Consider the following 26,509-nt stretch of genomic DNA (forward strand, 5'->3'; position numbering starts at 1 on the left):
CTTCCTTTTCTTATAAAATACCGACACCGGCTAAAATAATCAGAATCAAAGTCAGCCATAGCAATGCTTGCGTGACTTTTAATCCTTTCTTTGTATAGAACCAGTAGACGCCCATCACAACTGCTAACGGCAAGATCCCTGGTACAATCTGATCAAGGATATCTTGGATAATAAATTCTCGTCCAGAAATATCAAACTGCAGCGAAGAACTGACTTTGACATAGTTTCCAGCCAGAACCCCCATCATAAACAAACCGAGAACCGACAGTGTTTCAATTGCGGTTTGGACGCCTGTACTTTGCATCAATCCAGTTGCATTGCGCCCCATCGAAAATGCTTGACGGGCGAAAAACATTCCTAGAGAAACTTGATACAGTGCAAAGCAAATGAATGGGAACAACGCACCTAGCGGACTTCCTTGCTGTGCCCAAGGGACGGCAATCGCAATAAAGATATATTGAACGGTTCCTGAGTCGATGGCATCCCCAATTCCTGCTAAAGCCCCCATCAAACCAGCTTTCGTGTTGTACATTAGATCATCTTGCATCAAGATCTCTTTTTTCTCATGCTCTTCCTCGGCCCGCTGTTGTTCCATTGATGACATCAGCCCAGTGATGACTCCGCCACCCCAACTCAGCTGGGTATTGAAAAACAGCAGTTGGCGTTTGTAGGCAGCTTTCAGTGCCTCATCGTCTTTGTAAAGTTTGCGCAAAATCGGCATCATGGCGTATAAAAGCGAGGGTGATAAATACCGTTCAAATGAATGCGGGATCTCATTGGCGAAATGCCATCTTAGGTATGCTTTTGTGACATCTTTCTTCGTGATTTCTTCCGGTGCGCCTTGCGCTTTTTGAATTATTTCGGTCATTACTGCTCCTCCTTATCGATTAGAACCCGTCATCATAGTCATCGTCATCGTCATCATCAAAGGATGGTGATGCTGTATTCGTTTCTGGGGCTGGGGCCAATTTTCCTTTTTGTGACTGAACAAAAATCAACGCGATCAAAATACCAAAAATCGCATAGGTGACCATGGTAATTTCCAGCGAACTGAAAACTACACTCATGAAATAGGCCAAGAAGAAAAAGACCATATAATCTTTTCGACCGATCACATAGACGGTAGTTGCAATCCCGATCGCTGCCAATCCTCCGCCGACTACTTCTAAAATATGAATAACGACTGTCCCCTCAAGAGCATTGATGACATCAGCAATCAGTGGAGCGCCTAAATAAAGTGCAATAAATACCAGCGGAACAAATAAAATAAATGAAGCCAACGTTGGGTATAAAATAATTGAACGAGTCATTGCTTTGACATTCAGATCTTCCACTGCTTTATCCGTATATTTTCCTAAGAAGGTATTGATAAAGAAACGGAACTGATACAAATAACTCCCTAGCAACCCAACAGGAACGGCAACAGCAATCGCTGCTTCTGGTTGCAGATTTCCTAGCAAAGCTACCGGTACGGCAATCGCCGCAGCAATCGAAGGTTCCGCTGGCATGGATCCGCCAGGAGAAAATACCCCCATGTAAATCATTTGTAAAGCGGCAGTAACGATCATGGCTTGAGCCACATTTCCCATCACCAGTCCGACAACTAATCCCGTCATCAATGGTGAAAAACGTAAAGTCAGTGTGGCGCCTCCGCCGAGCCAACGAGACATGACTGCTGCAACCCATAGCGCAATCAGTAAACTTTGTGTAACACTTAATGTATCCATTTTTCCTCCTCCTAAACTTCTTTCAAATAGTTTTCTAAATCAAGAACAGCTTCTTTCAAGCGTTCTTTGGTGATTAAGACTGGAATCAAGTGTACTTTTTCTTTCGAATCTATGAACTGCACCAACTGATCGATGACTTGTGCATCTTCAGGAAAAATACCCATTTGATGTAAACTCATTGGTAAGTGCAATTCTTGATAAAAGGGGATCAACTGATCGATGACCGTCCATTTTTCTTCAAGGGCTAATTGATAAAACATCCCATAGGCAACCTTTTCCCCGTGAAGAAAACGATGACTTTCAAGCAGATATTTACTGATGGCATCATGCATCGCATGCGCCGCTGCATTGCGGGCATATTTATCGCCTAGCCCGCCTACCATTCCAGCAACTGCAATAACGATCTCCGACAAGTGACAAAAGGCGTCTGTCACTTCCTGCCGCTTCATATCTTCAATCGCTTGTTTCGATTGTGTCAAAATAGCTGTTTCGCATAATTTTGCTGTATAGCCTGCCATTTGCAAGAAGGGCTCATTTTTCAAATGTGGTTGGGCTAAGATTGCTTCCGATTCAATCCACTTTGCCAACGTATCTGCTAAACCGGCGATGAAGTAGGAGACTGGTGCATCAATCACTAACGTCGGATCGGTAATCAAAAAAGCAGCCTGTCTTAAATAGTGTTCCGACTTTCCTTCAGATTCTCCTGACTCTTTATACATGACAGACAAGGGTGTCCATGGTGCACAATTACTGGCCAATGTTGGGATCAGTCCAAAGGGTCGATTGACTACATGTGCTGCATATCCCACTAAGTCGGCTAACTTCCCGCCGCCAACCCCCAGAATAAAATCTATCGCCAGTTCTTCAACAAGATCAGCAATCAGCCCAGCGCCATAATAGCTGCATTCTCCCGTGTAGCGCTGATAAAAAATTTCCAAATGCGCATCTTCTAAAAAGAGTAATTTTGGTTTTGCTTTTTCCCATGAAACCGTTCCATGTACGAGCAGCAGTCGTTTTACTTTGTACTCTTTTAATACTTCCGGCACATAGTCGATCGCGCCTTCATGGTAACGATAAACTTGCGGTCCAACCTTTACTTTTAAATCCGTTAGCACGAGTTTCACTCTCCTTTATACAGCCAAAAACCGACTTTCCGCTTGAACAGCACGGTCTGGCAGCAGCCCCTTAACGATTCGTTCAATATCCGTTACACATTTGTTTCCCATCTCTTCTAAGCATTCCATAGTATAAGCCGATGTATGTGGTGTCATCACTACATTTTCAAAAGCTAAATACGGATGGTCTTTATGACCAGGCTCTTCCTCTAAGACATCAGTGGCAAGACCAGCGATTTTCCCACTTTTTAATCCGCTTACAATTGCCTCTTCATTCAAAAGTGCGCCACGGGCACTATTGGAGAGATATACTTGATCTTTCATTTTTGAAATTTCTTCAAAGGAAATCATATGATAATTTTCCTCCGTCAAGTTAGCACATAGACAAATAATATCTGATTTTGCTAGCAGCTCGTCTAGCTCGACTTTTTTTCCGCCATAGCTTTGAATATGCAAAGCGGACTTATATGGATCGTATGCCAAAACCTCGCAGCGGAAACCATTTCTCAATATTTCTACTACACAACTTCCAGTATTGCCGACACCGATCACCCCTACCGTCTTGTTAAATAATGCGCGTCCGACAAAGTTCGCTCGTTTTTCCCATTGATCTTCGCGGACCTTTGTATTCGATTCAACTGTACAGCGCAGAAGCGCCAATAGATTGGTCACATTATTTTCTGCTACTGCATCTCGCTCGACCAAAGCTGGAATGATCGAAACAATCGTTTGGTGGTCCTTCGCTGCTTCTAAATCAATATTGTTATAGCCGATCCCGTGGCGTGTGATCAGTAGCAATTCATCTTTATACTCAAAAAACTCTTTGGTAAAAAATGGGGTAACACTTGCTATAATGATGTTGTATCCCTTAAGCTTTTCTGCCAATTCTTTCCCATTGATTTCGCTATCGAACGTGAAATGACTGACAGTTCCGATTGCTTTCAACCGCTCGATATGTTGCGGAAAGATTTTTCCAAAGCTGCTGGAATTCACTATAGCGATCTTAAACTGTTCCATATTCTTCCTCCTTACTCTTTTGCAACAATCTCGTGACCACCAAAACCATTCCTTAGCGCAGAGACGACTTTTGCTGAGAAACTGTCTTCTTCTTGGGACAAATTTCTCATAAACAAACTCATAGCGATCGTCGGTACAGCAACATTCATCTCCAAAGCCGTTTCCACTGTCCACCTAGCTTCACCAGAAGCTGCAACAACCCCGCGATATTCCTCCAACTTAGGGCTCTCATTAAATTGGGCCGCTGCGATTTCCATCAGCCAGCTGCGAATAACCGATCCATGATTCCATACCTCTGCGACGGAAGCCAAATCAAAGTCATAGGCACTTTGTTCAATCAATTGAAAGCCTTCACCGATGGCTTGCATCATTCCGTATTCGATACCGTTATGGACCATCTTTAGAAAATGACCGCTTCCTGATTCCCCTGCATAAAGGTAGCCTCCTAAAACAGCCACATCTGCAAACAAAGATTCCACCTCTGAAAAAGCGATTTCATTCCCGCCAATCATCAAACATGCATCTTTTCTAGCTCCGGAAACCCCACCAGAAGTCCCACAATCAAAGTAATGCACCTCTTTTTCTTTAAACCAGGCTGCTCGGCGAATCGAATCTTTGTAATTAGAATTTCCGCCTTCAATCACGATGTCTTTCGCTGATACAAGGGGCCATAGTTCTTCAAGAATCCCCTCAGTCACAGTTCCCGCAGGAAGCATCAACCATAAAACCCGTCGGCCGCTAAAAGAATTCGTCAAATCAGCTAGCGTTTGATAGAGTGTAATTCCAGCTTCTTGCGCTGTTTTCTGCGCATGTATCGAAAGATCCAGCCCTTTTACTTGATAACCTTGATCTTTTAAATTGAGGGCCAAGTTCAATCCCATTTTTCCAAGTCCGATAATTCCTATCTCCATGATAGCGCCTCCATTTCATACTTTCATTATACAAAAAAATATTTTTTTGTAAACATAAAAAATAAAAATAATTTTTATTTGCTTTTTTTCTTTAAAAGAGGTAACGTAACAATACAAAGATAATAATGTTCATATAAAGGAGGTAACCGTCTTTGACTGTTTCGATTCGCCTGCAAATAAAAACGCTTTATAAAGACTTAAGTCTCAAAGAACAAGCGATTGCCGACTACATTTTGGAAAATCCTAGTAAAGTCAGCCACAGTTCAATCAGTGATTTATCCAATGAATTAGGCATCGCTGATTCGACCTTTTTTCAATTCACAAAAAAACTCGGTTACAACGGATTTAAAGACTTCAAAATGGCAATGCTTATGCAGGAAAATGATTTTTCTGCCATTTCGATCCATGAAAATATCCAGAAGTCTGATAATGAATTGACTATGGCTCAAAAAGTATTTGATTCCAATATGACCACATTGACTGATACCAAAAATCTTTTGAAAGAAGAAGATTTAAAGCTTGCTGCTGCAATGATCAATCAATCTAAACGACTTTTTTTCTTCGGCGTTGGTGGTTCAGAGATCGTGGCAACCGATGCCTATCACAAATTTTTGCGCTCGCCGATCACTGTTTTTCACAGCAGTGATTATCACATCCAACTGATGGAGGCTTCATTGTTGACGCCAGATGATTGCGGTATTTTTATCTCTCATACTGGAAAATCAAGAGAAACCATTGAACTAGCTCAAGTTGCCAAAAACAATGGTGCCAAAATTATCGTCATTACTAGCCATGCTGCTTCCCCTTTAGCCAAACTCGGCGACGTGGTTTTCATCTCTATTTCCGAAGAAACTGAGTTTCGCTCAGAGGCATTGGCATCCAGAATCGCTCAACTGAGCATCATGGATTCCCTCTATGTCATCTTAATGTTTATTAATCGAGACAAAGCGCAACAATCGATTGCCAAAATTCGGCGCTCCATTTCAAAAATCAAAGAACCCTGAGAAGGGAAGAAAAAAACTTAACATTTTTCTGTGTTTCGCTAAATCTTTTGTGAATCACAGTTGATATGCAAAAAAACTTGTGCTTTTTTCTGTACTCTTCTTTGGTTTCTTATCAACTTTTTCAGTTCTGAAATTCAACTGCGGTGAGCCTGCCAAAAATCTTGTCCCTTACTCTTGCTGATGGTCGCAAAAAAACCACATCACAAAGCTATCCGCTCTGTAATGTGGTTTTTTAAGACTATCTTTTTTTAGGTAAATCAATAACGACTAGACACAATCTCTGCTCCAAAGGGCATCAACGCTAAGCGCGCCATTTTCAATGATTGCGCCGCAAATGGAATGCCGATGATGGTGATACACCATAAACACCCAGCCAAAAACCATGAGATCGCACCGATCAAGCCGCCAAAGACAAACCAAATCACGTTGCCTAAAAAATTCATCTGATTGCCCTCCTTCTTTTTTTAATAAAGACTGCTCCTGTTTTAGCAAAGAAAGCAGAGGACATCGAAAGCCCTCAGACGTGCGCTATCGTCTGATGCTCCTTCCCCTGCGCGCTTCTCTTTTTTCTTAATACAAGCAAAATGTGTTATTTTGTAAAATGCTTATTGCCCAGAATCAACGGTTGATTCGCTGCTATTGTTGGACTCATTTGAGTCATTGCCGAAGACACCGGTGATCGAAGACCAGATGCCGCTAAAAAAGCTCTTGATATTTTCCCAAAGGCCCTTAGAGGTTTCTTCGATTTGCTTGCGGGCTTCTGATAGATCCAATTCTTTGATGAAGTCATCGAAGATATTGTTGTCTCGCATGTCGCTCATTAAAGAGGTCAATTCAGAAATTTGATTTTCCGTAACGATTCCTTCAAGTCCGTTGTCCTTCAAGGCTTTTTCTACTGTCTCTTGAATGTCTGCTTGGGTTAATTCCGTACCATCTGCGGTTTGAGCAGCCAAATCGGTTTTCGCTTGTTCTTGCGCTGCATTCAATGCTTCATCGGAATAGCCTTCTTTGTCTTTGTTCTCTTCGGTGATCGTAGAAAGCACATCCATCTCATCTTGAGCTACAGCTACTCGATTCTGATTGATGACGCCGCCTGATTCTTCAACGATTTTGTATACCCCAGCTAAAGCACCGGAACCGTCGATCGGTACAGCAGAAGCTACCGTTAGCTTCGCATCAGTGATCCCTGCCGTCAGCGCTGCATTTTGATATTGGGCTGCGGTGATGCGGGTAATGTTATCTGGTGTCGCGATATCGACAGTGATTCCTGCTCCGCTTTCTAGCGTCTGCATTCTGACCGAGCTATAGACCGCCCAATCTGCGGTAAAGCCACCATCGGGAATGTATTTCATCAAGTCAGTACCGTTTGTCGTATAAATCGGTGTTTCGCCTTGAATGCCCAGGCGTTCAAGTGTGTAGTCTTCTTGTGCTTTCGTCAAGGCATTTCCGATCGCCACGGCATTGACTTGCAAACGATCTGAACTGCTGTCAGAGGTACTCGTCTGACTGTCGGTAGTGGCTGTCGTTGCAGTAGAACTGCTTGTTGCAGTGGAACTGCTGGTCGTTGAATTGGTTTCGTCAGCAAAAACTTGTGGTGCTGCTAATAAAACTTGGCTAGATACCAAGAGAGTCGCTAAAATCATCGCTGGTTTTCGAGTCTGTTTTTTCATCACTATATCCTCCAAGTGTTGATCTCTTTTTCAGGGATTTTTCCCACTTACTGCTGTTATTGTACTATAGGTTTTCTTGCAAAGCCTACGTCTAGGGTCTGAAATGAAGAAAAACTTAGAACTCTGCTGCTATTTAAAAAAGGCACAATTTGGTATTATCCTTGGTACAGCAATACTTTAGACGCTTTTCTTTTCATCAACTGTTTTTTTAGCAAAACCAACCGCATAGGATTTCAAACGGCTGCCCACTTTCCTCAAGCCGAGAAAGACTCCCGTTAAAACTATCGTATAAAAGAACAACGGAAACCCTCCTAGTGAAAAAAAGACTTTCCCGGATTCCAGAAACAGCGGGTGACTCAGAAAGATCAATCGACTAGCCTCAGCTGCTTGTTTTGCTTGCCAAGTCCGCTTTTGTGGTTGCTGCTTGATCAGCCAAGCAAGGAAAAAAAGAGTCGTCGGCACAAAGAACAGCATGAAATTCTTATCGTCCCCCTGATTGAGATACACCAGTCGACCTTCAATGCCTAATAAACAAAGAGAGACCGCGAATTTTCTGCCAAGATGCTTCGTGAAAAAAGGACGTTTCTGGTGTTCACCTAAACAAAACCCGCACAGCAAAAAAAGAAACCCATAAAAAAGACCGTTTCTCGTTGTAAAAAATAGGGTCCGATAATTTTGATAAAATACCAATAAAGGTCCACTTAAATAACTGCTGTACGTTTCAAGACAGCCAATCACATACAAACTGATCGCCAGTAAAAACTGCCGCCGATAGCCAAGAAGGCGGGTTTTCCGTACTAACCACATGCCAAAGAGCAACGCTGGAAAATACCAGAGATGATACCAAATGCCTACAGTAAAAAAGCCAACAACCAAACCGATGACCCGTAATGGATCGGCAAGATTTTGCTCTCCTAAATAAAACCAGCCTAAGGGAAGATACACGATCGACCAACGCAAATATAACTTAAGTTGTCGTTTGCACCATTGCTGCCATGAACAGGTGCTCTTTTGAAAAAAATAGCCATTCAGCAGCAGAAAAAAAGGAACCGCCAAACGACATAAGAGACTCTTTAACAAAAAATGAAGCCCGTTGTTTTCCGCCAGTCGACCACAGTGAACGAGAATCACCAGTAAGGAAGCGATGAATTGGATGTAGCCAATTGGAACCATAGGTTGTTTTGTCTTCATTCAATCGTTTCTCCTTTCTCCGTCAAATTTGATCAAACATCCTTCACTTTACTGACCCTTTCTTTTTATGACCAGCACTGAAAGCTTCCAGGATAGAAAGACAGTGCAACAAGTAGAAACATTAATAAATAAAGGATGTTACCCTTTGTTGCATCGCTAATTTCATAGATCCTCGTTCGCATAGAAAAGAGTTTGCTATAATATAGAAAGAATGATGGAGGCAAAACAGACACATGGATATTGGGAAAATTATTAAAGAAGAACGCACCAAACGAAATCTCACACAAGAACAATTGGCGCAGGAATTTTTTGTCACTCGGCAACTGATTTCAAAATGGGAAAACGGCAAGAGCTATCCTGATCTAGATCAAGTAGTCAAGCTGAGCAACTATTTTGAATTGACCTTGGACTATTTATTAAAAGAAGATCAGCAGATGGTGCAAGAACTCAATCTGACCACCCACCGCAAACGAATTGGCCTCGTATTGATCGCCCTTTTGACTGTTCTCAGTATTAGCTTAAGTACGATTTTGCTGGCAGGATTTTGGATCGATCCAGTCTTTTTCACAAAAGAAGACCTAACGATCACTTCTATTAAAAAGTACCACTTGCCTGCCACTGAGATAACGAATCAGGAAACCGGACAAGTGATTCAGCTGCCTGAAGATACGGAATACTTGATCACTTATACGATCGATCGGCCATTGGTAAAAACGGGCCGTCTGTCGGGTTATAAAGAATACAGCAGCGAAAATGCCAGCCAATTAATGGCTTTTGGTCATCGCGGTTTTCATTTTGGCGCGCAAACAAGTAAAATCGTCATTCGCAGCAATCGCCAAGACAATTTAGCTGCACCAGAATTAAATGCAGGCAAGGATCTTTATCTTCGTAATATGAATAAAGCACGCGCCTATCAAAAATCTGCAGCAGGTGACACATTTTCTATCGAAGACGAAGGCGATCTCCTCTTTACTGCAGAAGAACTGGAACAATTACCCTTTGAACAAGGACAACTGCCAGAGTAAACAAAAACCACCGAATCGTTTTGATCGGTGGTTTTTTGCTGACTTCTTATCCTAACAAGATCATTGCGATCGCTGCCAAGGCGTTATTGAGAAAATGCATGGCGATGGCTGTTTCTAAGCGCTTAGTTTTTACATAAATCAGCGCCATGATCAATCCCATAGCACCGTAAATTAGAAACTCGACCAGATTGGTGACGGAATGGATGATACTAAAAGCCGCCACACTTGAGATGATCCCAACTATCGGGTATTTCTTGAATAAAAGGCCGATGAATCCACCCCGGAAAACGATCTCTTCCATGATTGGCGCCGCCACGGCGATCAATAGAAAGATCAAAAGCGGATTTTCGCCTGTAAACAGTTCCCCTAACACTGCATCATTGGCGGTCGCTTCTTGATCGGAAATATGCTGCAGATACATGGTACCACCAACAGCAATAACTCGTCCTAAAACAAAGCCACCGATGATCCATAACCAGTTGCGCTTCGTTGACCAGCCAAAGTCAAAGGTGGCAAGTCCTAGCTTCCAAGCCAAATACATCATCAGGCCAATGTTTGCCAAAAGCAAGGCAATCAATCCGTAGCTCATCATCGCAGGAATCCTCGGCTCTCCGGCTTCCAAATAATAGATTTTTACCACACTGAATACGGTCATCCCTACTTGACTAAGTAAGAATAAGCCAATCAAAATAAATAAGTTCTTTACTGCTTTCATGCTCTCCTCCTTTTTTCTCATTGCATTTTGCAGGATTGGGTTACGACAAATCATGACACAGCTCATCACTTGGTTCCCCATATATCCAGAAGCAAGCCGCTATCGGCTTGTTTCTAATGATACTGAGTTTCTTCAGTATTTACAACAAATAAAAAATAAAAACAGTTATTTTGCGTATTTTATCCAATAAACCACGTTTTTTCTTTTGCTGCTCTCAAAAAAATATAAGTAATGTTTGAAAAAAGCGCTCTCTTATGCTACACTGTTCCTACTTTTGTTTGGCTGACGAACCGCTGCCCCAACCATGTTCGTTTGGACCAACTCGTTGCGAGTATTCGATTTCGAATGCTCTTTTTGTCGCGTTTGTCAAAAGAAAGTGAGTGAATCCAAATGATCCAAGTAGAACACCTCAGCAAGACCTTCCAAGTATCCAAGCGAAAAAGCGGCTTTCGCCAAGCAGCCAAAGCCTTTCTTTCTCGTGAAACCACCACCGTCCATGCGTTGCAAGACATCAGCTTTACCATCAATGAGGGCGAAATGGTTGGCTACATCGGGCCTAATGGTGCTGGAAAAAGTACCACCATCAAAATCATGTGTGGGATTTTGACCCCTGATCAAGGCGTTTGTCACATCAATGGTCGTACCCCTTGGCAAGAACGTATCCAACATGTCAAAGACATCGGCGTCGTCTTCGGTCAGCGCAGTCAACTTTGGTGGGATGTCCCCGTCAATGACAGCTTTGATTTGATCCGTGATATCTACAAAGTTGACGCTGCTAGTTATCAGCGCAACCTAGAAGAATTAGTCACCTTACTAGATTTAGGTGAGATCTTAAAAACCCCGGCTCGTTCCTTGAGTCTCGGTCAGCGTATGCGCTGTGAGATCGCCGCCTCCTTACTCCATGACCCCAAAATCTTATTTCTTGATGAACCCACCATCGGTTTAGATGCTGTATCAAAAATTGCTGTGCGTCAGTTCATCAAAAAAAGAAACCAAGAAAAAGGTACCACAGTCATCCTGACGACCCACGATATGCAAGATATCGAGGCGCTGACACAACGAATTCTGTTGATCGGCAAAGGGCAAATTTTGCTGGATGGTCGCCTCGATGAACTAAAGCATCGTTTTTCTGATGTCAAAACGCTGGAGATCGACTATCAAGGGAAGGAGCCCCATCTGCCAGAAAATGTCCAGCTGCTTCAAAAAGACGTTGGTCGCTTGGTTCTGAAGCTTAATCCCAAAGAAGTGTCAGTCGCTCAGCTCCTCAGTCTGCTCAGCAATCAAGTCGAGATCACCGATTTGGCCGTTGCCAGTATCACCGCCGAAGAAATGGTCGCCAAGCTGTATCAGGAGTATCAAATATGAGGAAGTATCAGGCATTTTTCCGCATTCGCTTTATCAATACCTTGCAATACCGCTCGGCGGCGATTGCCGGGATGGCTACACAACTAGCTTGGGGCTTGATGGAAATTCTGGCATTCCACGCCTTTTACCAAGCAGATCCTAGTTCCTTTCCCATGACCTTTCAACAAACCGTCTCCTATGTTTGGCTCCAGCAAGCCTTCTTATCCTTATTTATGTTGTGGTTCTTTGAGTCAGAAATTTTCGATACCATCACCACAGGGTCGATCGCCTACGAACTTGTGCGGCCGATGGATCTATACAATCGCTGGTTTTGCCAGTCGGCTGCCAATCGCTTAGCAAAAGCCCTCTTGCGTTGCGGACCAATTTTTGTGATTGCCTTTTTACTGCCAGCCCCTTATCGCTTGATTCTGCCAACAAACGTCGCTGCCCTGTTCTTGTTTCTTTTGTCGATGGTGCTGAGTTTAGGTGTAGTGATCGCTATGTCGCAGCTGGTCTACATCTCAACTTTTTATACATTATCCTCCATCGGGGTGCGGATCGTCATCAGCTCCATCGGTGAATTTTTAGCTGGCGGGGTCATTCCTCTGCCTTTCTTTCCGCAGTCTTTTCGCCAATTCGTGGAACTATTGCCTTTTGCTTCCATGCAAAACGTCCCGCTGCGAATTTACAACGGGGATCTGACTGGCTTTGCGCTTGTTTCCGCATTGCTCTTACAAGCGTTTTGGCTCGTACTTTTGATCGTGATCGGAAAAATTTGGCTGCAGCAGGCACTCAAGCGTGTCGTTGTGCAAGGAGGTTAAGGAATATGGTTTATTGGCATTATTTTTGTATCCATCTCAAAAGTCAGATGCAGTATAAAGTTTCCTTTATGTTAACTGCTTTGGGACAATTTCTAGGTTCCTTTACTGCTTTTTTAGGCATTTGGTTTATGTTTACCCGTTTTCATCAAGTGGATGGCTTTACCTTTGAGGAAGTCCTGCTTTCCTTTGCGACGGTTTTGTTTGCCTTTTCGATTGCGGAATGCTTCTTTCGCGGGTTCGATCTTTTTCCACAAATGATCAGTAATGGCGAGTTCGATCGGGCACTCGTGCGTCCCCGCTCCTTGATCTTTCAAGTCTTAGCTTCCAAAATGGAGTTCTCGCGTCTCGGTCGTTTTATTCAAGCCTTGCTGTTGTTTGCTTATGCGATTCCCAATAGTGGAATTGCTTGGCATTTTGGAAATGTCCTGACTCTTTTTCTAATGATCGTCTGCGGCGCCCTCTTTTTCGCCCTATTGTTCTTAGTGTATGCTGCCATTTCCTTCTTTACGATCCAAGGACTTGAATTTATGAATATTTTTACCGATGGTGCCCGAGAATTTGGTCGCTACCCATTTAGTATCTACGGAAAACACGTCTTGCGTTTATTGACCTACATCGTGCCGATGGCTTGGTTTCAGTATTATCCGTTTTTGTATGTCATTGGTCGCGTAACTAATCCTTGGTGGATCTTATCGCCCTTGGTTTGTCTGCTCTTTGCCTTTCCCGCCTTCTTCTTTTGGCGAGTAGGTTTGAAGAACTATATTTCAACGGGTTCATAGAACAAGCAAGAAGCCCTTTTAGACATCAATCATTGAAGACGCATCCTCTAATGATTGATGCTCTTTTTCTTTTCGATAATTGTAAAATTGCTCAGTCGCTTTTTTATTTGAGCAATCACGTCCCTGATACACTGTAAATATTTATCCCCTTAAAGACAAAAACTGGCTAGGAAAAGCAAGCAATCTCTGGTAAGATAAATAAAAACGTAAAAGAGGACCAGTTATGGAATATTTAGCGATTTTACTTGTTTTCTTTCTATTGAATGTAGTGATACTTGTACTAGGATTGAAGAAGAAACGGATCATGCTGCTTTTTCTGTCACTCTCTGGTTTATTGTTGGTTTGTTTGATTGCCATTTCTTACGTTTTCTTCTATTCAAATACACTTTAAGTCGTCAAAAACACGGGGAGCTGGCTTCAAAATAACCGTAGCTAATTTACTCATTATCCCCTGTTTAGAAGCAGTAGGACATACCAAAATTGCGTCCTGCTTCAAAAAATCGCTGCTTTTTCGATCACTTAATCTGCCGAAAGTATCATATACGCGTTCGTTACCGCCTCGTCTTTCCAAAACATTTTGCAACCCATAGAGTTAGGCACTCAGTCTTCCGACTGCATGATGGAACATTCGTATGGAACGAGTTTGTTTAAATTACACCTAAATAAAGAGGCTTTGACATAAGTCCATAAAAGAAAACCGCAAGAAATGAAGAGAAAGCGTTCATTTCTTGCGATTTTTTTCGGTAAAATAAAAAGGAGCACCGGTTGCCGCCAATGCCCCATCATTTAATCCTGAAGGACTAAACAGAACGCAGTTTTCTATTTATAGCAAATTTGTTATCTTTAGGGCGAAGATTTTGATCAAAAACAGCCATCGAAATCTTGTTTATAGTGTACTTAGCAAGAGATTTTGGCATAGTAATTTTAATCATGTAATTCTATTTGCCTTATAAAAAAATATCTCTTACTTACTAACATTTGTAAATACCATTTCATTAGACATTCAAGGTGTTTATTTCTTTTGTGCACAATCCCACTATAGTTAATTATTTGCGAAAAAGTACAGAAGCTAAAAAGGTAGAGAGAATGAACTATTTGACATTAGGTTATGATTAGAATCTTTTTGTTACACATAAAAATTTTCCGACAATCAAAATATAAATATTCATTGTCGTGAATAGTGCTAGAATAAGAAAACTGAAGAGTATCAGGTACACTTCCCCAAGCATTCCGGCCTAATACTCCTCAGCTTCTTTTGCATGCACTTACTAATTTAAATCCTAAACTTAGCTACTGCAAGCAATTAAAAAAAAATCCCCCTCGTTTGAGGAGGACAGAAAAAAGGATGTAATAATAGTAAGGTTATGACTATTATTCATAAATACATTATATAAGAAGAATAATTTTTTTCAATAACATCCATTATCTTATTTTTGCGAAATTTTGCTAAATCGGGAAATTCCAAGAAAGCATTTTGATACTTCCAATACAAAATCATGGTTGAATTTGGAATAAAAAGTCTTGGGACATAACACAAAACCCCCTCATAATGAGGGGGCCAAAGTAAGGAGATTGTGACTAGCACTAATCTATGTTCTATCCGTGACTTAATTATATAACATATTTCCACGAGTTCCTACACTTTCAATTATCCTGTTTTTGCAAGATTATACTTATCCAAGAAAGAGTCTACCATGGAAGCTTATTATCGTTCATCGCTCGTTCCAATTCCTTAACTATATCAGAAACCTGACTGACAATACCGTCAACCATTGTTCCCAATACTTTTTGCATCGGTTTGATTGTTGCTTCGCCACATAAACCATCCATTACACTAGAATAATATCCTCCTCTAGATTTAAGCCCCATTTGGATTGTACGAATAATGTCAGATCCAATTATCATCTAGCAAAACTCTTAATCTTGCAGCTTGAGTAATTAGTTCTTCAACCATACTAAGTTTGTCACGAGGAATTGTATTGAACATTTGTTGAAGACGATCCTTTTCTTCTGTCACACGCTTTTCCATGTCATCCATGTAATAGGTAAGCGACATCCAAGTACTTTTGCTATTGAACTTAGTTTCTCAATAGCAGGTGTATTTTTACCATTTTCAATGCTTCCATAATACTTACTAGAAATTCCTAGTTGCTACATCAACCTGTGTCACCCTATTTTCAAGCTTCTTCTGCTTCATTCTCGATTCAATTAGCTTAGAATCTAAAATAATCGCATTCTTTCTATTTTCAATGTGTAGGTCTAGAAAGATAATTTTAGATTTCATCGGCCGGCTCCAATAGTTCTGGATTCTCGTATATGTTGCCGATTTTCTCTGCATCATCACTCACATTAATTAAAGGTTTGTAGTAACCATGTCTAATTAACTCAGTAATAAATTGGCCATTCACAAATATTACTAGGCAATTGTTTGCATTCTTTTCAAAATAAGTATAGAAGATAATATCCCCTTCGAAAATCTCCACGCCGTTGTTGTCTTTCAACCCTGGTGATTGCATGTGTTCAATTTCTTCGAACCACCGCCAAGCGGCATTTACATTTATCATTCCGTATTCAAAGTCGATACTTTCAATCGGCATCATAGATTCTAGCCCTTTATCCCAACCTCTAAATTTTGGTACACCTTATCCCTCATCTTCGATTGCATCATCCTCCACTTCAAAATATTCGGTTTCACCAACGCCTGACCAAGTCGTTTCAATATCAATTCTTATTTTTATTACCATGATATCGCTCCTCCTCTTCAATTTCTTTTGTTTGCTGTCGATGATAACAAGCTATCAAAATCTAAAATTAGTAAATACGCTCTTTTTTTTCATTACCCTTCAACTTTTTATTATAAAATCCACATTTCTATCTATACAAAACCTACGTATGATAAAATCAGAATCGAACTAGAATTAATTCGAGGAGGTAGATCAACAATGTGTACAAGCTTAACTTATGAAGCAAAAAACCATACATTTTTTCTTGCAAGAACAATGGATTTTGGGGTTAAGTTAGAAGGTAGACCTGTCGCAATCCCTAGAAACTATGTGTGGGAAAGACAAAATGGCAAAGAAATTAAAACAAGATACGGTTTCGTCGGAACTGGACGTAAATTAGATGGGTACTTTTTTGCTGATGGTGTGAATGAATTTGGATTGTCGGTGGCCGAACTATATCATCCAAATGAAGCAACCTATCATGATTCTAAAAAACCAGGCAAGCTTAACTTAGCTCCACATGAATTCATAATGTGGGTGATGGGAGAAAATAAATCCATTGCCGAAATAAAAGAAAATATCGGCGGTGTCCGATTAATCAATAAAAAAGTCTCACTGTTGGATGATGTTCCTCCACTACACTACATCATTACCGATTCCACTGGAGAGTCGATTGTAATCGAGACCGAAGATAAAGAGCTAGTCATCAAAGAGAACCCAGTAGGAGTAATGACAAATAGCCCAAAATTCGAATGGCATTTAACAAATTTAAATAATTTTCTCTCGTTAAAACCAACAAATGTAAAAAATAGACAAGTAGGCGAACTCACCCTACATCCTTTCGGACAAGGTTCAGGAACATTCGGATTGCCAGGCGGCTTTACTTCTCCTGAAAGATTTGTTCGAACAGTCTATATGAAACACTTGATCAAACAAGCTGCTAATTCCACTGAAGCCGTAAATACGATATTGAAAATTTTAAACGGTGTGACTATTCCAAAAGGAGTAAATATCAAGGACGATGGACTAGATGATTACACACAATACCGAGCAGTAATGGATGCTTCAAACAAAATCTATTACTTTAACCCATATGATACAAATAGCATTTTTGCAGTTAAACTAACGGAAGAACTATTGAATGCAGTAGAACCTACTGAATTCCTTTTTGAAGAAGAACTTCAGATCCAATTTATGAACTGCTAAAAAGGTGGCTTTTCTAAACTAGAATCCTTTATAGGGTTCTTTTTTTCTATTTCGTCGGATAGCTGACTTACTTCATAAAATATTAACCAATGATTTTTTTCCTATTATTACCAAACAAGGGGTAATTCATTAACTTGTTAAGTTAAACTATCTAATATGGTATCCTTTAATAAATATGTGTAAGAAAGGATAGCTAATGAAATTTTTCCTAATTCTACTTTTAATAGCACTGGTTTTGTACATTATTTTTACCCATCTTTTAAAACAATCAAAAAATCCGTCCGGTCGGATAGGTAATATAATGATGAAATTATGGAACAAGGTTTATTTGCCTATGGCCAAATGGTGTTTGTCGTTTTTAGAAGAGAAAAGATTTAATAATATATTAGACATAGGTATTGGTAATGGGGCAACAACAAAATACATCAGTCAAACATTTACTTCTGCCTCTATTATAGGAATAGACATTTCAAAAAAAGCCATTGAGCAAGCAAAAAACATGAACTCTGAGCAAAATATCACTTTTGAAATTAAAGACATAAATAATACTGAGTTTCCCTCAAATTATTTTGATTTGATTTGTGCTTTTCAAAATCATTTCCATTGGAATAATCTTCAAAGCAGTTTTTTAGAAATTAAAAGATTACTTTCGGATAAAGGTATCGTCGTAATTGGATGTGAATACTCCAAAGTAAAATATTTTTTACCAGATCTTACAGAACCCCAAGCTTTTGAAGTCTTTCTTAATGGGATAGAATTACGCTTAGTACAAGTAGAGAAAAAAAATGATTGGATTTTTTACAAAATAGCTGCTCAATCTATTTAACTACTCTGTTGCCACTTGGATAACATATAAGGCAACCCCATATTGGGAATCGCTCATACTCCCCCTCAATAACTCTATTATTTTGGTAGATTACTGATTAATTATAGTTAAAAAGGTCTTCGACAATGGTATTGGAAAAACCAATATCAATAACTTTTTGTTGAAAAACCTTCATTGACTCTTCAGGATAGCTCCAGTGTCGGCAATACATACCGCCGTAACCGTTTGTACCGTTAGCGGAAGTTCCTAGCTGTATGTACTCATGCAAGTCCTTCACCAAGGCTTGTAACGTACCGTCTTCTGAGAACCAACGCTTGAAGTTTAGATATCGATAAACGTAAATGTAGCCATTCTTGATAACAAAGTGGGTAGTCTCCGTAACTTCATCGTGACACTTAAAATATTCAAAAAGTTGCTATAGACAAACACATTCTCCCTTTATTTGGTCATATCCGAATGAGTAAGATTACTATTCAATTTTGCCAAAAATAGGTAAATCATTGGTTTAGTTGCTATAAAAAGTACTCCAACTTAATCGGTATCACGGCATCAGTATTCAATTATGCTATCAATATCCAGTTACTCAACAATAATCCAATGGACGGGGTAATTCGACCAAAAAACCAGAAAGAAATAGATGAAGCGGACTACATCGTGCCTTTCTAAGAACGTGAACAGCAGCTTACTTTTTTGTCGGTGGTAAAAGAAGTAAAAGAAAACTATTCAGAATTAGGAGTTAGTTTTTCAGCCGCCGAAGACAAGAAAAAGTATTCGTACTATCTTTTTGGATGATGAGACGCTGGGTCTGATAAAAAAATGGAAGTTACACCAACAAAAATTTCTTTTTCAGTTTGGCATAAACTCATGATCTCAAGAGCAATTGCTCTTCCCTTCTACTGAAAACAAACCGCTTTATCTAGATTACCTGAACCATAATCTTTCAAAAATCCTGAAAGAAAACATTTTACCTAAAATGACTGTCCACGGATTTAGACATACTCATTGTAGTTTACTTTTTGAAGCAGGTGTTTCAATAAAAGACGTGCAGGAACGAATGGGCCATACTGATATTAAAACTACTATGAACATATACGCTCACGTAACTGAACAAAGAAAAGAAAAAAATGCTCATGACTTTGCAAACTTCATGGCAAACGGCAGCCCAGATCCAGATAAAAATACTAGCGGTAGTCAAAGGTAAAAAAAGAGGTTTCCCTATAAATAGGAAAACCTCTAGAAAGCTGATAAGACAGCCCTTGGACAATGTTTGTCTTATTCTGCAGCGTTTGTGTCTTTGAGACCATATTTTTTGTTGAAACGGTCCACACGTCCGTCTGCTTGTGTGAATTTTTGACGTCCAGTGTAGAATGGATGTGAATCAGAAGTTACTTCGACACGGATCAATGGATACGTGTTGCCGTCTTCCCACTCAACAGTTTCTTGAGAATTCTTTGTAGAACCTGATAAGAATTTGAAACCAGTAGTTGAGTCCATGAATACAACTGGATGATAATCTGGATGGATATCTTGTTTCATTTCTTCTTCTCTCCTTTGCCCTGGCTCATTTGCTTCACCAGAGTTGATTTGTCGATTTTACAACATGACTATCTTACCATGTTTGGTTTTTAGATGCAATTATCTTTTTATATTTCTTTTTTGCCGCTTGTCTCCGAAATGGACATCATGAAAAGCCGCTAAAAACTCTTCATTGTTCTTCGTTTTGCGCAAGAATTGAATGAATTGTTCTGTGAACTCCAAGGAATCCCCTAACATGTTGTTGCGCAAGCGCCAAGTTTCTTCCAATTGTTCACTGCTCATCAGCAATTCCTCTTTACGGGTACCAGATTTCTTGATGTCGATCGCAGGGAAGATCCGACGTTCTGCTAAGCTGCGAGAAAGCTGCAGCTCCATATTGCCGGTTCCTTTAAACTCTTCATAGATGACATCATCCATGCGGCTGCCGGTATCCACCAGTGCTGTGGCAAGAATCGTCAAACTGCCGCCTTCTTCAATATTACGGGCAGCACCAAAAAATTTCTTTGGTTTGTACAAAGCAGCTGGATCGATCCCGCCGCTTAGTGTACGTCCGCTTGGAGGTACCACTAAGTTGTAGGCTCTTGCCAAACGAGTGATACTATCCATCAGAATCACGACATCACGCTTGTCTTCTACCAAACGCATCGCCCGTTCTAGTACCAATTCAGAGACACGGGTATGATTGCTAGGCTGCAGGTCAAAGGTTGAAGAAACAACATCCCCTTTGACACTGCGTTCCAGATCAGTCACTTCTTCTGGGCGCTCGTCGATCAAAAGAACGATCAATTCCACCTCAGGATAGTTGTCAGTGATCCCATTGGCAATTTCTTTCAATATACTGGTTTTCCCAGCTTTAGGCGGAGCAACGATCAGTCCCCGTTGTCCAAAACCCACTGGCGACAGCATGTCGATCATCCGCGTAGAAAGGCGTCCTGACGTTGTTTCTAATTTTAAATGACGATTCGGATAAAGCGGCGTCAGCGCTGGAAAATGCGGACGCTCTTTGGCATCTTCTGGATCTTTACCATTAACAGACTCAACGTGCATCAATCCATAATAGCGCTCAGATTCCTTGGGCGGGCGTGCCTTACCGGCGACTTTATCACCATTACGCAAACTAAACCGACGAATCTGTGACGAAGAAATATAGATATCTTCTGCACTCGGTCCGTAGTTGATTGGGCGTAAAAAACCGTAGCCTTCTTGGCCTACGATATCCAAGATTCCTTCCATATAAAAGAAGCCTTGTTTTTCCGCCTGCGCCCGTATCACAGCCAATGACAATTCTTTTTTATTCATTTGGCTGTAATAAGGAATTCGAAACTCTTTGGCAAAGGTGTAGATTTCTTTTAAGGTTTTGTTTTCCAACTCTGCCATCGTAAGATAATCGCTCATAATTACTCCTCTATCATTTGAATATCAGCTCCAAGAGCCGTTAGTTTTTCGATGATATGATCATAGCCGCGCAAAATGTACTCGACATTAAAGACGCTGGTCGTGCCAGTCGCCATCAATCCGGCAATGACAAGACAAGCTCCTGCTCGCAAATCAGAAGCGACAACTTCTGCTCCGTGCAATTGGCTCGGTCCGCTAACAAAAATCATGTTGCCTTCTGTCGTTGCTTGTGCGCCCATCCGTGCTAATTCAGGAATATGGTTGACCCGTTTGGCGTAAATCGTGTCCATAATCTCCGATGTTCCCTTTGCTTTTAGCAATAATGGTGTGATCGGCTGTTGCAGGTCTGTGGCAAATCCCGGATAAGGATAGGTTTTCACAGTCGCTGGTTTCAAGTCTTTTGAGGGATGCACATAGATTTCATCTTCACTGATATCCATTCGCACGCCGATTTCTTCCAATTTCGCAATGTAGCTTTCTAGATGCTCATAAATCACATTTTTGACAGTAATGCCTTCCCCCGCTGCTGCGGCTAAAGAAAGGTAGGTTCCTGCTTCGATCCGGTCTGGAATGATGGAATGGCGACAACCGTGCAATTCTTCCACACCTTCGATACGAATTTCATTGGTACCTGCACCTCTGATTTTCGCCCCCATATTATTTAAAAGGGTCGCAACATCAATGATCTCAGGTTCCCGTGCGGCATTTTCAATGATCGTTTTGCCTTTGGCTCTTACTGCTGCCAGCATTACATTGATGGTTGCTCCGATGGAGACCATATCTAAGAAAATCCGTTCGCCAGTCAAGCCTTCTTCTTCGGTACGCAAATACATAGCACCATGTTCGTTGGTGACTTTTGCGCCAAGTGCTTCAAAGCCTTTAATATGCAGATCGATGGGTCGCGGGCCTAAGAAGCAGCCGCCAGGCAATCCAACGACGCCTTCACCAAACTTCGCCAACAATGCCCCCATGAAATAGTAAGAAGCTCGTAGACTATTGATTTTTCCGTTAGGCATCGGGATCGAAACGATGTTTGTCGGATCGATCTCAAGCGTATTGTTTTCAAAATGGGTCTTCACACCCATGATTTCGATAATCTCAATTAATGAGTGCACATCTTGGATGTCAGGCACTCCTTCTAAAATGACCGGTGAATCAGCTAAGATCGCTGCCGGGATCAATGCGACTGCACTGTTTTTTGCGCCGCTAATGGTGACTTCACCTTTTAAGGGACGATTGCCGTTGATGACAATTTTTTTCATGGAATTCCACCTATACTCTTTTTTAATTTATGTGTATCATTCCAATTTTAGCACAGATCCCTCAAAGAAAAAAGATGCAGTATATTTTTGATCCCCGCATCAAGAATATTTTCTTGGAAAACAAAAAAACTCTTAGAATCAGTGATTCTAAGAGTTTTGATCTTTGATTAAGATTAAGCTTTACCAGCTGAACCGAACCAGTCGATGTGTTCTTCTGCATCTTTAACGATTGCAGCAACACCTGGTGCTAATAATTTACGAGGGTCGAATCCTTTACCTTCTTTATCTTTGCCAGCTTCGATGTATTCACGAGTTGCTTTAGCAAATGATAATTGGAATTCAGTATTTACGTTTACTTTAGAAACACCCATTGAGATTGCTTTTTCGATTTGGTCTTGAGGAATACCAGAACCACCGTGTAATACTAATGGTACATCAGAACCTACTGCATCAGCGATTGCTTGTAAGTGGTCAAAAGCAAGGCCTTTCCAGTTTTCAGGGTATTGACCGTGAATGTTACCAATTCCGCAAGCTAGGTAATCAATACCAGTTGCAACCATTTGTTTACATTCTTCGATGTCAGCTAATTCGCCAGAACCGATGATTCCATCTTCTTCTCCGCCGATTGAACCAACTTCACACTCAACAGAAACGCCTTTTGCGTGTGCTTTTTCGACAACTTCTTTAGCCAATTTCAAGTTTTCTTCAAATGGTAAGTGAGAGCCATCAAACATAACAGAAGTGTAACCAACTTCGATACATTCCATTGCTGCATCATAATCACCATGGTCTAAGTGGATTGCAACTGGAACAGTGATGTTCATTGAATCAACCAAGTTTGTAACGATGTCTTTAGCAACTTTGTATCCGCCCATATATTTGGCAGCACCCATTGAAGTTTGGATTAGAACTGGCGCTTTTTTCGCTTCAGCAGCTTTTAAAATCGCTTGTGTCCATTCTAAGTTGTTTGTGTTGAATCCGCCGACTGCATATCCGCCTTGACGAGCAGCTTTTAAGAATTCAGCTCCTGATACTACTGGCATAAAAAATTCCTCCTAAGTTTTGAAAAACTTTATTTGTTAAGCAATGCTTAACCGACAATGCTATTTTAGCAAAGATTTGCGGTATTTGCTACTAAAAAGAGGAATTTCTCTTTTCAAAAAAAGATTGCACAAATATAAAAATCCAGCATTTTCATCATCTTTTCTGAAAGTCTACGATTCTGTAAGGTTTTGCTCTCCTATATGCGGTCGTTAGATAACAAATCAGCGTGTGAAAATTCGAGAAAAATTTCACATATTTTTTCGTCGTTTTATCATAATTTTCCAGTAAATCCTTCCTTCTTCTCCTCTGAGCATAAGAATAGCCTTGTGAAAGCGGCTATATTATTATGTAAAAAAGGAGGGATAAAATGAAAAAAGCGCTTATTGGATTTTTGGCAGTCATCGGAGTTCTTTTCTTGGCAAGTTGCAGCTCGGGGGCCAAAGAAGAAACCAAAACATTCACAATGGATCAAAATGGGGTTTCGATGGAACTGGTCTTCACTTATGAAGGCGATAAAGTAAAAACTCAGACTGCAAACAATGTCATGCCTTATTCAGCAATTGGGGTAACGACTAAAGAAGAAGCACAGACGGTACTTGATCCGATCGCAGAACAGTATCAGCAAGTCAAAGGGTTGGACTATTCCCTCGACTATACAGATAGTGAAGCGACTGAATCCTTGAAGATCAATTACGACGAGTTGGATTATGATTCAGCAAAACAATTGCCTGGGGTTAGTTTTGAAGGAAATACCGAAAATGGGATCAGCATGGAACGTACAGAGGAAATGCTCTTGGATCAAGGGTATAAATTAAAAGAATAATCCTCTCTAGGCACCAGCAAATCAACACGCGTTTCCGCTGGCGGATTTCATTCGAACTGTTAGCGAAAATAATAATGCATCAGCCAGAAACTTCCGGTCGTTTTGACGGAAGTTTTTTGTATGCAGAAACAGATGATTTCCACCAACGCTCACGCAAGTGTCAACCTTTTACGGATTACTGGGATCGCGCAACTCAAAAAACTCCCCATCTTGAGATGAGGAGTTTCGCACATTCATTTTTTGGTTTGCCACTAACGATTATTATGCTTGACGATTGTCTAATGAAGCTCCAACAAATGCTTTGATCAAGCGTTGTGGGCGTGTTGGACGAGAAATCAATTCTGGGTGGAATTGGCAACCCACGAAGAATTTGTTTTCTGGAATCTCAACGATCTCAACCAAACGATTGTCTGGCGACACACCTGAGAAGACCATACCATTTGCTTCAAAGATTTCACGATATTTGTTATTAAATTCATAACGATGACGGTGACGTTCTTGAACAACTTCCTCCCCATCATAAGCTGCAGCTGTTTTGGTGCCTTTTTTCACTTTACATGGATACAAGCCTAAACGCAATGTTCCACCTAAGTTTTCGATGTTTTCTTGGTCAGCCATCAAGTCAATGATGTTGTTGGCTGTTTCAGGATCCGTTTCTGCGGAATTGGCATTTTCCAAGCCAACGACATTGCGGGCATACTCCACACAAGCCATTTGCATCCCTAGACAAATCCCTAAGAATGGCACATCGTTTTCCCGAGCATATCGGATCGCTTCGATTTTCCCTTCAATCCCACGATCCCCAAATCCACCAGGAACAAGGATCCCGTCTACTTCACCTAAGTAAGACTCCACATTTTCCCGTGTGATTTCTTGGGCTTTGATCCAATCGATCTCGATGTCTGCATCAAAGGCAAAACCAGAATGTTTCAAGGCTTCGACAACTGATAGATAAGCATCTGGCAATTCCACATATTTTCCGACTAATGCGATGCGTACTTTTTTCTTCAAATTCAGCACCTTTTCTTCCAATGCTTGCCATTCAGTCATGTCAGCAACTGGTGCAGTCAGTTTCAAATGATCACACACGATTTGATCCATGCCTTGCGCTTGCAGTGCCAATGGGATCGAATACAGGGTCTCAACGTCACGAGATTCGATCACGGCTTCTGGTGCCACGTCACAGAATTGTGCCAATTTGTTTTTTGTTGATTGTCCTACAGGTTGTTCTGTCCGAACGACCAAGATATTTGGTTGAATCCCTAAGCCGCGCAGTTCCTTCACACTGTGTTGGGTCGGTTTGGTTTTCATTTCGCCTGCTGCTTTCAAATAAGGAATCAGCGTCGTATGGATGTACATCACGTTGTCCGCACCTACGTCTGCCTTCATTTGACGCAAAGCTTCTAGAAACGGCAATGATTCAATATCCCCTACTGTTCCGCCGACTTCTGTGATGATCACATCTGAATCAGTCATTTTGGCTGCCCGCATGATTTTTTCTTTGATCTCGTTGGTGATGTGCGGGATCACTTGAACAGTCGCGCCTAAGTATTCTCCTTTACGCTCTTTCCGCAAAACTTCTGAATAGATTTTTCCAGTTGTTACATTTGAGTATTTGTTCAAATTGATATCGATAAAGCGTTCATAGTGACCTAAGTCTAAGTCGGTCTCTGCTCCATCATCGGTTACGAATACTTCACCATGTTGATATGGGCTCATCGTTCCTGGATCGACGTTGATGTACGGATCGAATTTTTGAATGGTTACTTTCAAGCCGCGATTTTTCAACAAACGTCCTAATGATGCTGCTACGATCCCTTTACCAATAGAAGAAACCACACCGCCGGTTACAAAAATATATTTTGTCATAAACTGAAAAACTCCTTTAATCTATTTTACAGGAAAAGCATTTAGAAAATAATAAAAGCTCCCTATCCATAAATGAATAGGGAGCGAAAATTCTAAATCACTTTCTGACTCTTGTAAAGAGTGCCCAAACAGAATGATACATTCTCACCTCACAAATGTCAAGAAAACTTTATCTGATTTTTTCAGAAAAAACGGAGGTTTCCAAACGAAGCGCTTTACGCTTCGATGCAGCTGGTTCCTCCTTTTTCACGCTGGCATTCTAAGGTTACTCTTTCTTAAACAACCTTCATGTTTTCTGCACAACTTTTTGCAATTTTTTCATTGCTTCTTACGAAATCGTTGAACTCTCTTTGGCATAATACAAAGTGTAGATGAAGTCTGGCGCTTTACTCGTTTTGGTAAAAATGATCGGAACGTATTTCTGGTTATTTTTGGCAAAGACGAGGTGCAGGTTCGATTCCTGCCTTCTACGCTAGTGATGCGGTTGAAAGAGGGCTCTGAGGATC

28 protein-coding genes and 2 pseudogenes are annotated in these 26,509 nt (G+C 40.9%); 11 read left to right on the top strand and 19 right to left on the bottom strand.

Features of this window, described 5'->3' with window-relative positions; all coding sequences use genetic code 11:
* Positions 1-10 precede the first annotated feature (10 nt).
* The 5 genes from IGI78_RS13190 to gnd are packed head-to-tail and all read right to left on the bottom strand — an operon-like array spanning position 11 to position 4,770.
* Complete coding sequence (locus tag IGI78_RS13190) at positions 11-868, bottom strand: PTS system mannose/fructose/sorbose family transporter subunit IID (protein ID WP_008380577.1); 858 nt, start codon at positions 866-868, stop codon at positions 11-13.
* 19 nt (positions 869-887) lie between these two features.
* Complete coding sequence (locus IGI78_RS13195; RefSeq protein WP_195266466.1) at positions 888-1,727, bottom strand: PTS mannose/fructose/sorbose/N-acetylgalactosamine transporter subunit IIC; 840 nt, start codon at positions 1,725-1,727, stop codon at positions 888-890.
* Between the two features lie 11 nt (positions 1,728-1,738).
* Positions 1,739-2,842: an iron-containing alcohol dehydrogenase family protein gene (locus IGI78_RS13200; RefSeq protein WP_195266464.1), complete on the bottom strand. Its 1,104-nt coding sequence runs from the start codon at positions 2,840-2,842 to the stop codon at positions 1,739-1,741.
* A 15-nt stretch (positions 2,843-2,857) separates the two neighbouring features.
* Positions 2,858-3,859, bottom strand: coding sequence for a D-isomer specific 2-hydroxyacid dehydrogenase family protein (locus tag IGI78_RS13205; protein ID WP_010749950.1), 1,002 nt, complete (start codon positions 3,857-3,859; stop codon positions 2,858-2,860).
* A gap of 11 nt (positions 3,860-3,870) precedes the next feature.
* On the bottom strand, positions 3,871-4,770 hold the full coding sequence (gene gnd, locus IGI78_RS13210) for a phosphogluconate dehydrogenase (NAD(+)-dependent, decarboxylating) (RefSeq protein ID WP_005228429.1): 900 nt from the start codon (positions 4,768-4,770) through the stop codon (positions 3,871-3,873).
* 152 nt (positions 4,771-4,922) lie between these two features.
* On the opposite strand from gnd, the gene IGI78_RS13215 reads away from it, so the two are divergent.
* The gene (locus IGI78_RS13215) at positions 4,923-5,774 is read left to right on the top strand and encodes a MurR/RpiR family transcriptional regulator (RefSeq protein WP_005228428.1); all 852 of its coding nucleotides are present in this window, start codon (positions 4,923-4,925) and stop codon (positions 5,772-5,774) included.
* Between the two features lie 272 nt (positions 5,775-6,046).
* Here the strand turns inward: IGI78_RS13215 and IGI78_RS13220 are convergent.
* The 3 genes and pseudogenes from IGI78_RS13220 to IGI78_RS13230 all read right to left on the bottom strand — a co-directional run.
* Positions 6,047-6,217, bottom strand: a pseudogene (locus IGI78_RS13220) (YccF domain-containing protein); the annotation flags it as partial.
* Between the two features lie 162 nt (positions 6,218-6,379).
* A complete protein-coding gene (locus tag IGI78_RS13225; RefSeq protein WP_081117899.1) occupies positions 6,380-7,444 on the bottom strand; it encodes a DUF1002 domain-containing protein in 1,065 nt (354 codons plus the stop codon).
* 177 nt (positions 7,445-7,621) lie between these two features.
* Entirely contained in the window at positions 7,622-8,635 is a 1,014-nt protein-coding gene (locus IGI78_RS13230; RefSeq protein WP_195266462.1) for an acyltransferase family protein, read from the bottom strand.
* Between the two features lie 233 nt (positions 8,636-8,868).
* On the opposite strand from IGI78_RS13230, the gene IGI78_RS13235 reads away from it, so the two are divergent.
* Complete coding sequence (locus IGI78_RS13235; RefSeq protein WP_195266460.1) at positions 8,869-9,660, top strand: helix-turn-helix domain-containing protein; 792 nt, start codon at positions 8,869-8,871, stop codon at positions 9,658-9,660.
* A gap of 46 nt (positions 9,661-9,706) precedes the next feature.
* Here IGI78_RS13235 and IGI78_RS13240 read toward each other — a convergent pair whose 3' ends face one another.
* Complete coding sequence (locus IGI78_RS13240) at positions 9,707-10,375, bottom strand: CPBP family intramembrane glutamic endopeptidase (protein WP_096741662.1); 669 nt, start codon at positions 10,373-10,375, stop codon at positions 9,707-9,709.
* Between the two features lie 390 nt (positions 10,376-10,765).
* On the opposite strand from IGI78_RS13240, the gene IGI78_RS13245 reads away from it, so the two are divergent.
* The 4 genes from IGI78_RS13245 (at position 10,766) to IGI78_RS13260 (ending at position 13,710) form a co-directional block, all read left to right on the top strand.
* The gene (locus IGI78_RS13245; RefSeq protein WP_140965290.1) at positions 10,766-11,740 is read left to right on the top strand and encodes an ABC transporter ATP-binding protein; all 975 of its coding nucleotides are present in this window, start codon (positions 10,766-10,768) and stop codon (positions 11,738-11,740) included.
* Positions 11,737-12,540, top strand: a complete 804-nt coding sequence (locus IGI78_RS13250) for an ABC transporter permease (RefSeq protein WP_195266458.1) — start codon at positions 11,737-11,739, stop codon at positions 12,538-12,540. Before IGI78_RS13245 ends, IGI78_RS13250 begins: the two co-directional genes overlap by 4 nt.
* A gap of 5 nt (positions 12,541-12,545) precedes the next feature.
* The gene (locus IGI78_RS13255; protein ID WP_081117893.1) at positions 12,546-13,319 is read left to right on the top strand and encodes an ABC transporter permease; all 774 of its coding nucleotides are present in this window, start codon (positions 12,546-12,548) and stop codon (positions 13,317-13,319) included.
* Positions 13,320-13,542: 223 nt separating this feature from the next.
* Positions 13,543-13,710, top strand: a complete 168-nt coding sequence (locus IGI78_RS13260) for a hypothetical protein (RefSeq protein ID WP_005234033.1) — start codon at positions 13,543-13,545, stop codon at positions 13,708-13,710.
* 409 nt (positions 13,711-14,119) lie between these two features.
* Here IGI78_RS13260 and IGI78_RS13265 read toward each other — a convergent pair whose 3' ends face one another.
* From IGI78_RS13265 to IGI78_RS13285, 5 genes and pseudogenes are all read right to left on the bottom strand, one after another.
* On the bottom strand, positions 14,120-14,251 hold the full coding sequence (locus IGI78_RS13265) for a hypothetical protein (protein WP_430618075.1): 132 nt from the start codon (positions 14,249-14,251) through the stop codon (positions 14,120-14,122).
* 757 nt (positions 14,252-15,008) lie between these two features.
* Positions 15,009-15,224, bottom strand: coding sequence for a hypothetical protein (locus IGI78_RS13270; RefSeq protein WP_140965293.1), 216 nt, complete (start codon positions 15,222-15,224; stop codon positions 15,009-15,011).
* On the bottom strand, positions 15,208-15,357 hold the full coding sequence (locus tag IGI78_RS13275; protein ID WP_189372243.1) for a hypothetical protein: 150 nt from the start codon (positions 15,355-15,357) through the stop codon (positions 15,208-15,210). The genes IGI78_RS13270 and IGI78_RS13275 overlap by 17 nt, the downstream gene beginning before the upstream one ends.
* On the bottom strand, positions 15,333-15,461 hold the full coding sequence (locus tag IGI78_RS13280) for a helix-turn-helix transcriptional regulator (protein ID WP_349702187.1): 129 nt from the start codon (positions 15,459-15,461) through the stop codon (positions 15,333-15,335). The genes IGI78_RS13275 and IGI78_RS13280 overlap by 25 nt, the downstream gene beginning before the upstream one ends.
* A gap of 131 nt (positions 15,462-15,592) precedes the next feature.
* Positions 15,593-15,946: pseudogene (locus tag IGI78_RS13285) on the bottom strand (YopX family protein); the annotation flags it as partial.
* Between the two features lie 315 nt (positions 15,947-16,261).
* On the opposite strand from IGI78_RS13285, the gene IGI78_RS13290 reads away from it, so the two are divergent.
* The 4 genes from IGI78_RS13290 (at position 16,262) to IGI78_RS13305 (ending at position 19,275) form a co-directional block, all read left to right on the top strand.
* Positions 16,262-17,248 (top strand): choloylglycine hydrolase family protein, encoded by a 987-nt coding sequence (locus IGI78_RS13290; RefSeq protein ID WP_194195167.1) that lies wholly within the window; start codon positions 16,262-16,264, stop codon positions 17,246-17,248.
* Positions 17,249-17,552: 304 nt separating this feature from the next.
* Positions 17,553-18,074 (top strand): class I SAM-dependent methyltransferase, encoded by a 522-nt coding sequence (locus IGI78_RS13295; RefSeq protein WP_349702181.1) that lies wholly within the window; start codon positions 17,553-17,555, stop codon positions 18,072-18,074.
* Between the two features lie 429 nt (positions 18,075-18,503).
* Entirely contained in the window at positions 18,504-18,566 is a 63-nt protein-coding gene (locus IGI78_RS13300; protein ID WP_241508708.1) for a hypothetical protein, read from the top strand.
* Positions 18,567-18,954: 388 nt separating this feature from the next.
* Positions 18,955-19,275, top strand: a complete 321-nt coding sequence (locus IGI78_RS13305; RefSeq protein ID WP_229045637.1) for a tyrosine-type recombinase/integrase — start codon at positions 18,955-18,957, stop codon at positions 19,273-19,275.
* Between the two features lie 71 nt (positions 19,276-19,346).
* On the opposite strand, the gene IGI78_RS13310 is transcribed toward IGI78_RS13305, so the two are convergent.
* The 4 genes from IGI78_RS13310 to IGI78_RS13325 form a co-directional block, all read right to left on the bottom strand.
* The gene (locus tag IGI78_RS13310) at positions 19,347-19,610 is read right to left on the bottom strand and encodes a type B 50S ribosomal protein L31 (RefSeq protein ID WP_005233979.1); all 264 of its coding nucleotides are present in this window, start codon (positions 19,608-19,610) and stop codon (positions 19,347-19,349) included.
* A 99-nt stretch (positions 19,611-19,709) separates the two neighbouring features.
* Positions 19,710-21,005 (bottom strand): transcription termination factor Rho, encoded by a 1,296-nt coding sequence (rho, locus tag IGI78_RS13315; protein ID WP_005228301.1) that lies wholly within the window; start codon positions 21,003-21,005, stop codon positions 19,710-19,712.
* A 2-nt stretch (positions 21,006-21,007) separates the two neighbouring features.
* Positions 21,008-22,267, bottom strand: coding sequence for a UDP-N-acetylglucosamine 1-carboxyvinyltransferase (locus IGI78_RS13320; protein ID WP_244353070.1), 1,260 nt, complete (start codon positions 22,265-22,267; stop codon positions 21,008-21,010).
* A gap of 173 nt (positions 22,268-22,440) precedes the next feature.
* On the bottom strand, positions 22,441-23,310 hold the full coding sequence (locus tag IGI78_RS13325; RefSeq protein WP_005228297.1) for a class II fructose-bisphosphate aldolase: 870 nt from the start codon (positions 23,308-23,310) through the stop codon (positions 22,441-22,443).
* Positions 23,311-23,678: 368 nt separating this feature from the next.
* On the opposite strand from IGI78_RS13325, the gene IGI78_RS13330 reads away from it, so the two are divergent.
* Positions 23,679-24,134 carry a YehR family lipoprotein gene (locus IGI78_RS13330; protein ID WP_142425536.1) on the top strand — a complete coding sequence of 152 codons (456 nt, stop codon included), beginning with the start codon at positions 23,679-23,681 and terminating at the stop codon, positions 24,132-24,134.
* A 261-nt stretch (positions 24,135-24,395) separates the two neighbouring features.
* Here the strand turns inward: IGI78_RS13330 and IGI78_RS13335 are convergent, their stop codons facing one another.
* Positions 24,396-26,003, bottom strand: a complete 1,608-nt coding sequence (locus tag IGI78_RS13335) for a CTP synthase (protein WP_005233972.1) — start codon at positions 26,001-26,003, stop codon at positions 24,396-24,398.
* Between the last annotated feature and the right edge of the window lie 506 nt (positions 26,004-26,509).

This window comes from Enterococcus sp. DIV1767 (assembly GCF_050542585.1).
Lineage (GTDB): Bacteria > Bacillota > Bacilli > Lactobacillales > Enterococcaceae > Enterococcus_D > Enterococcus_D innesii.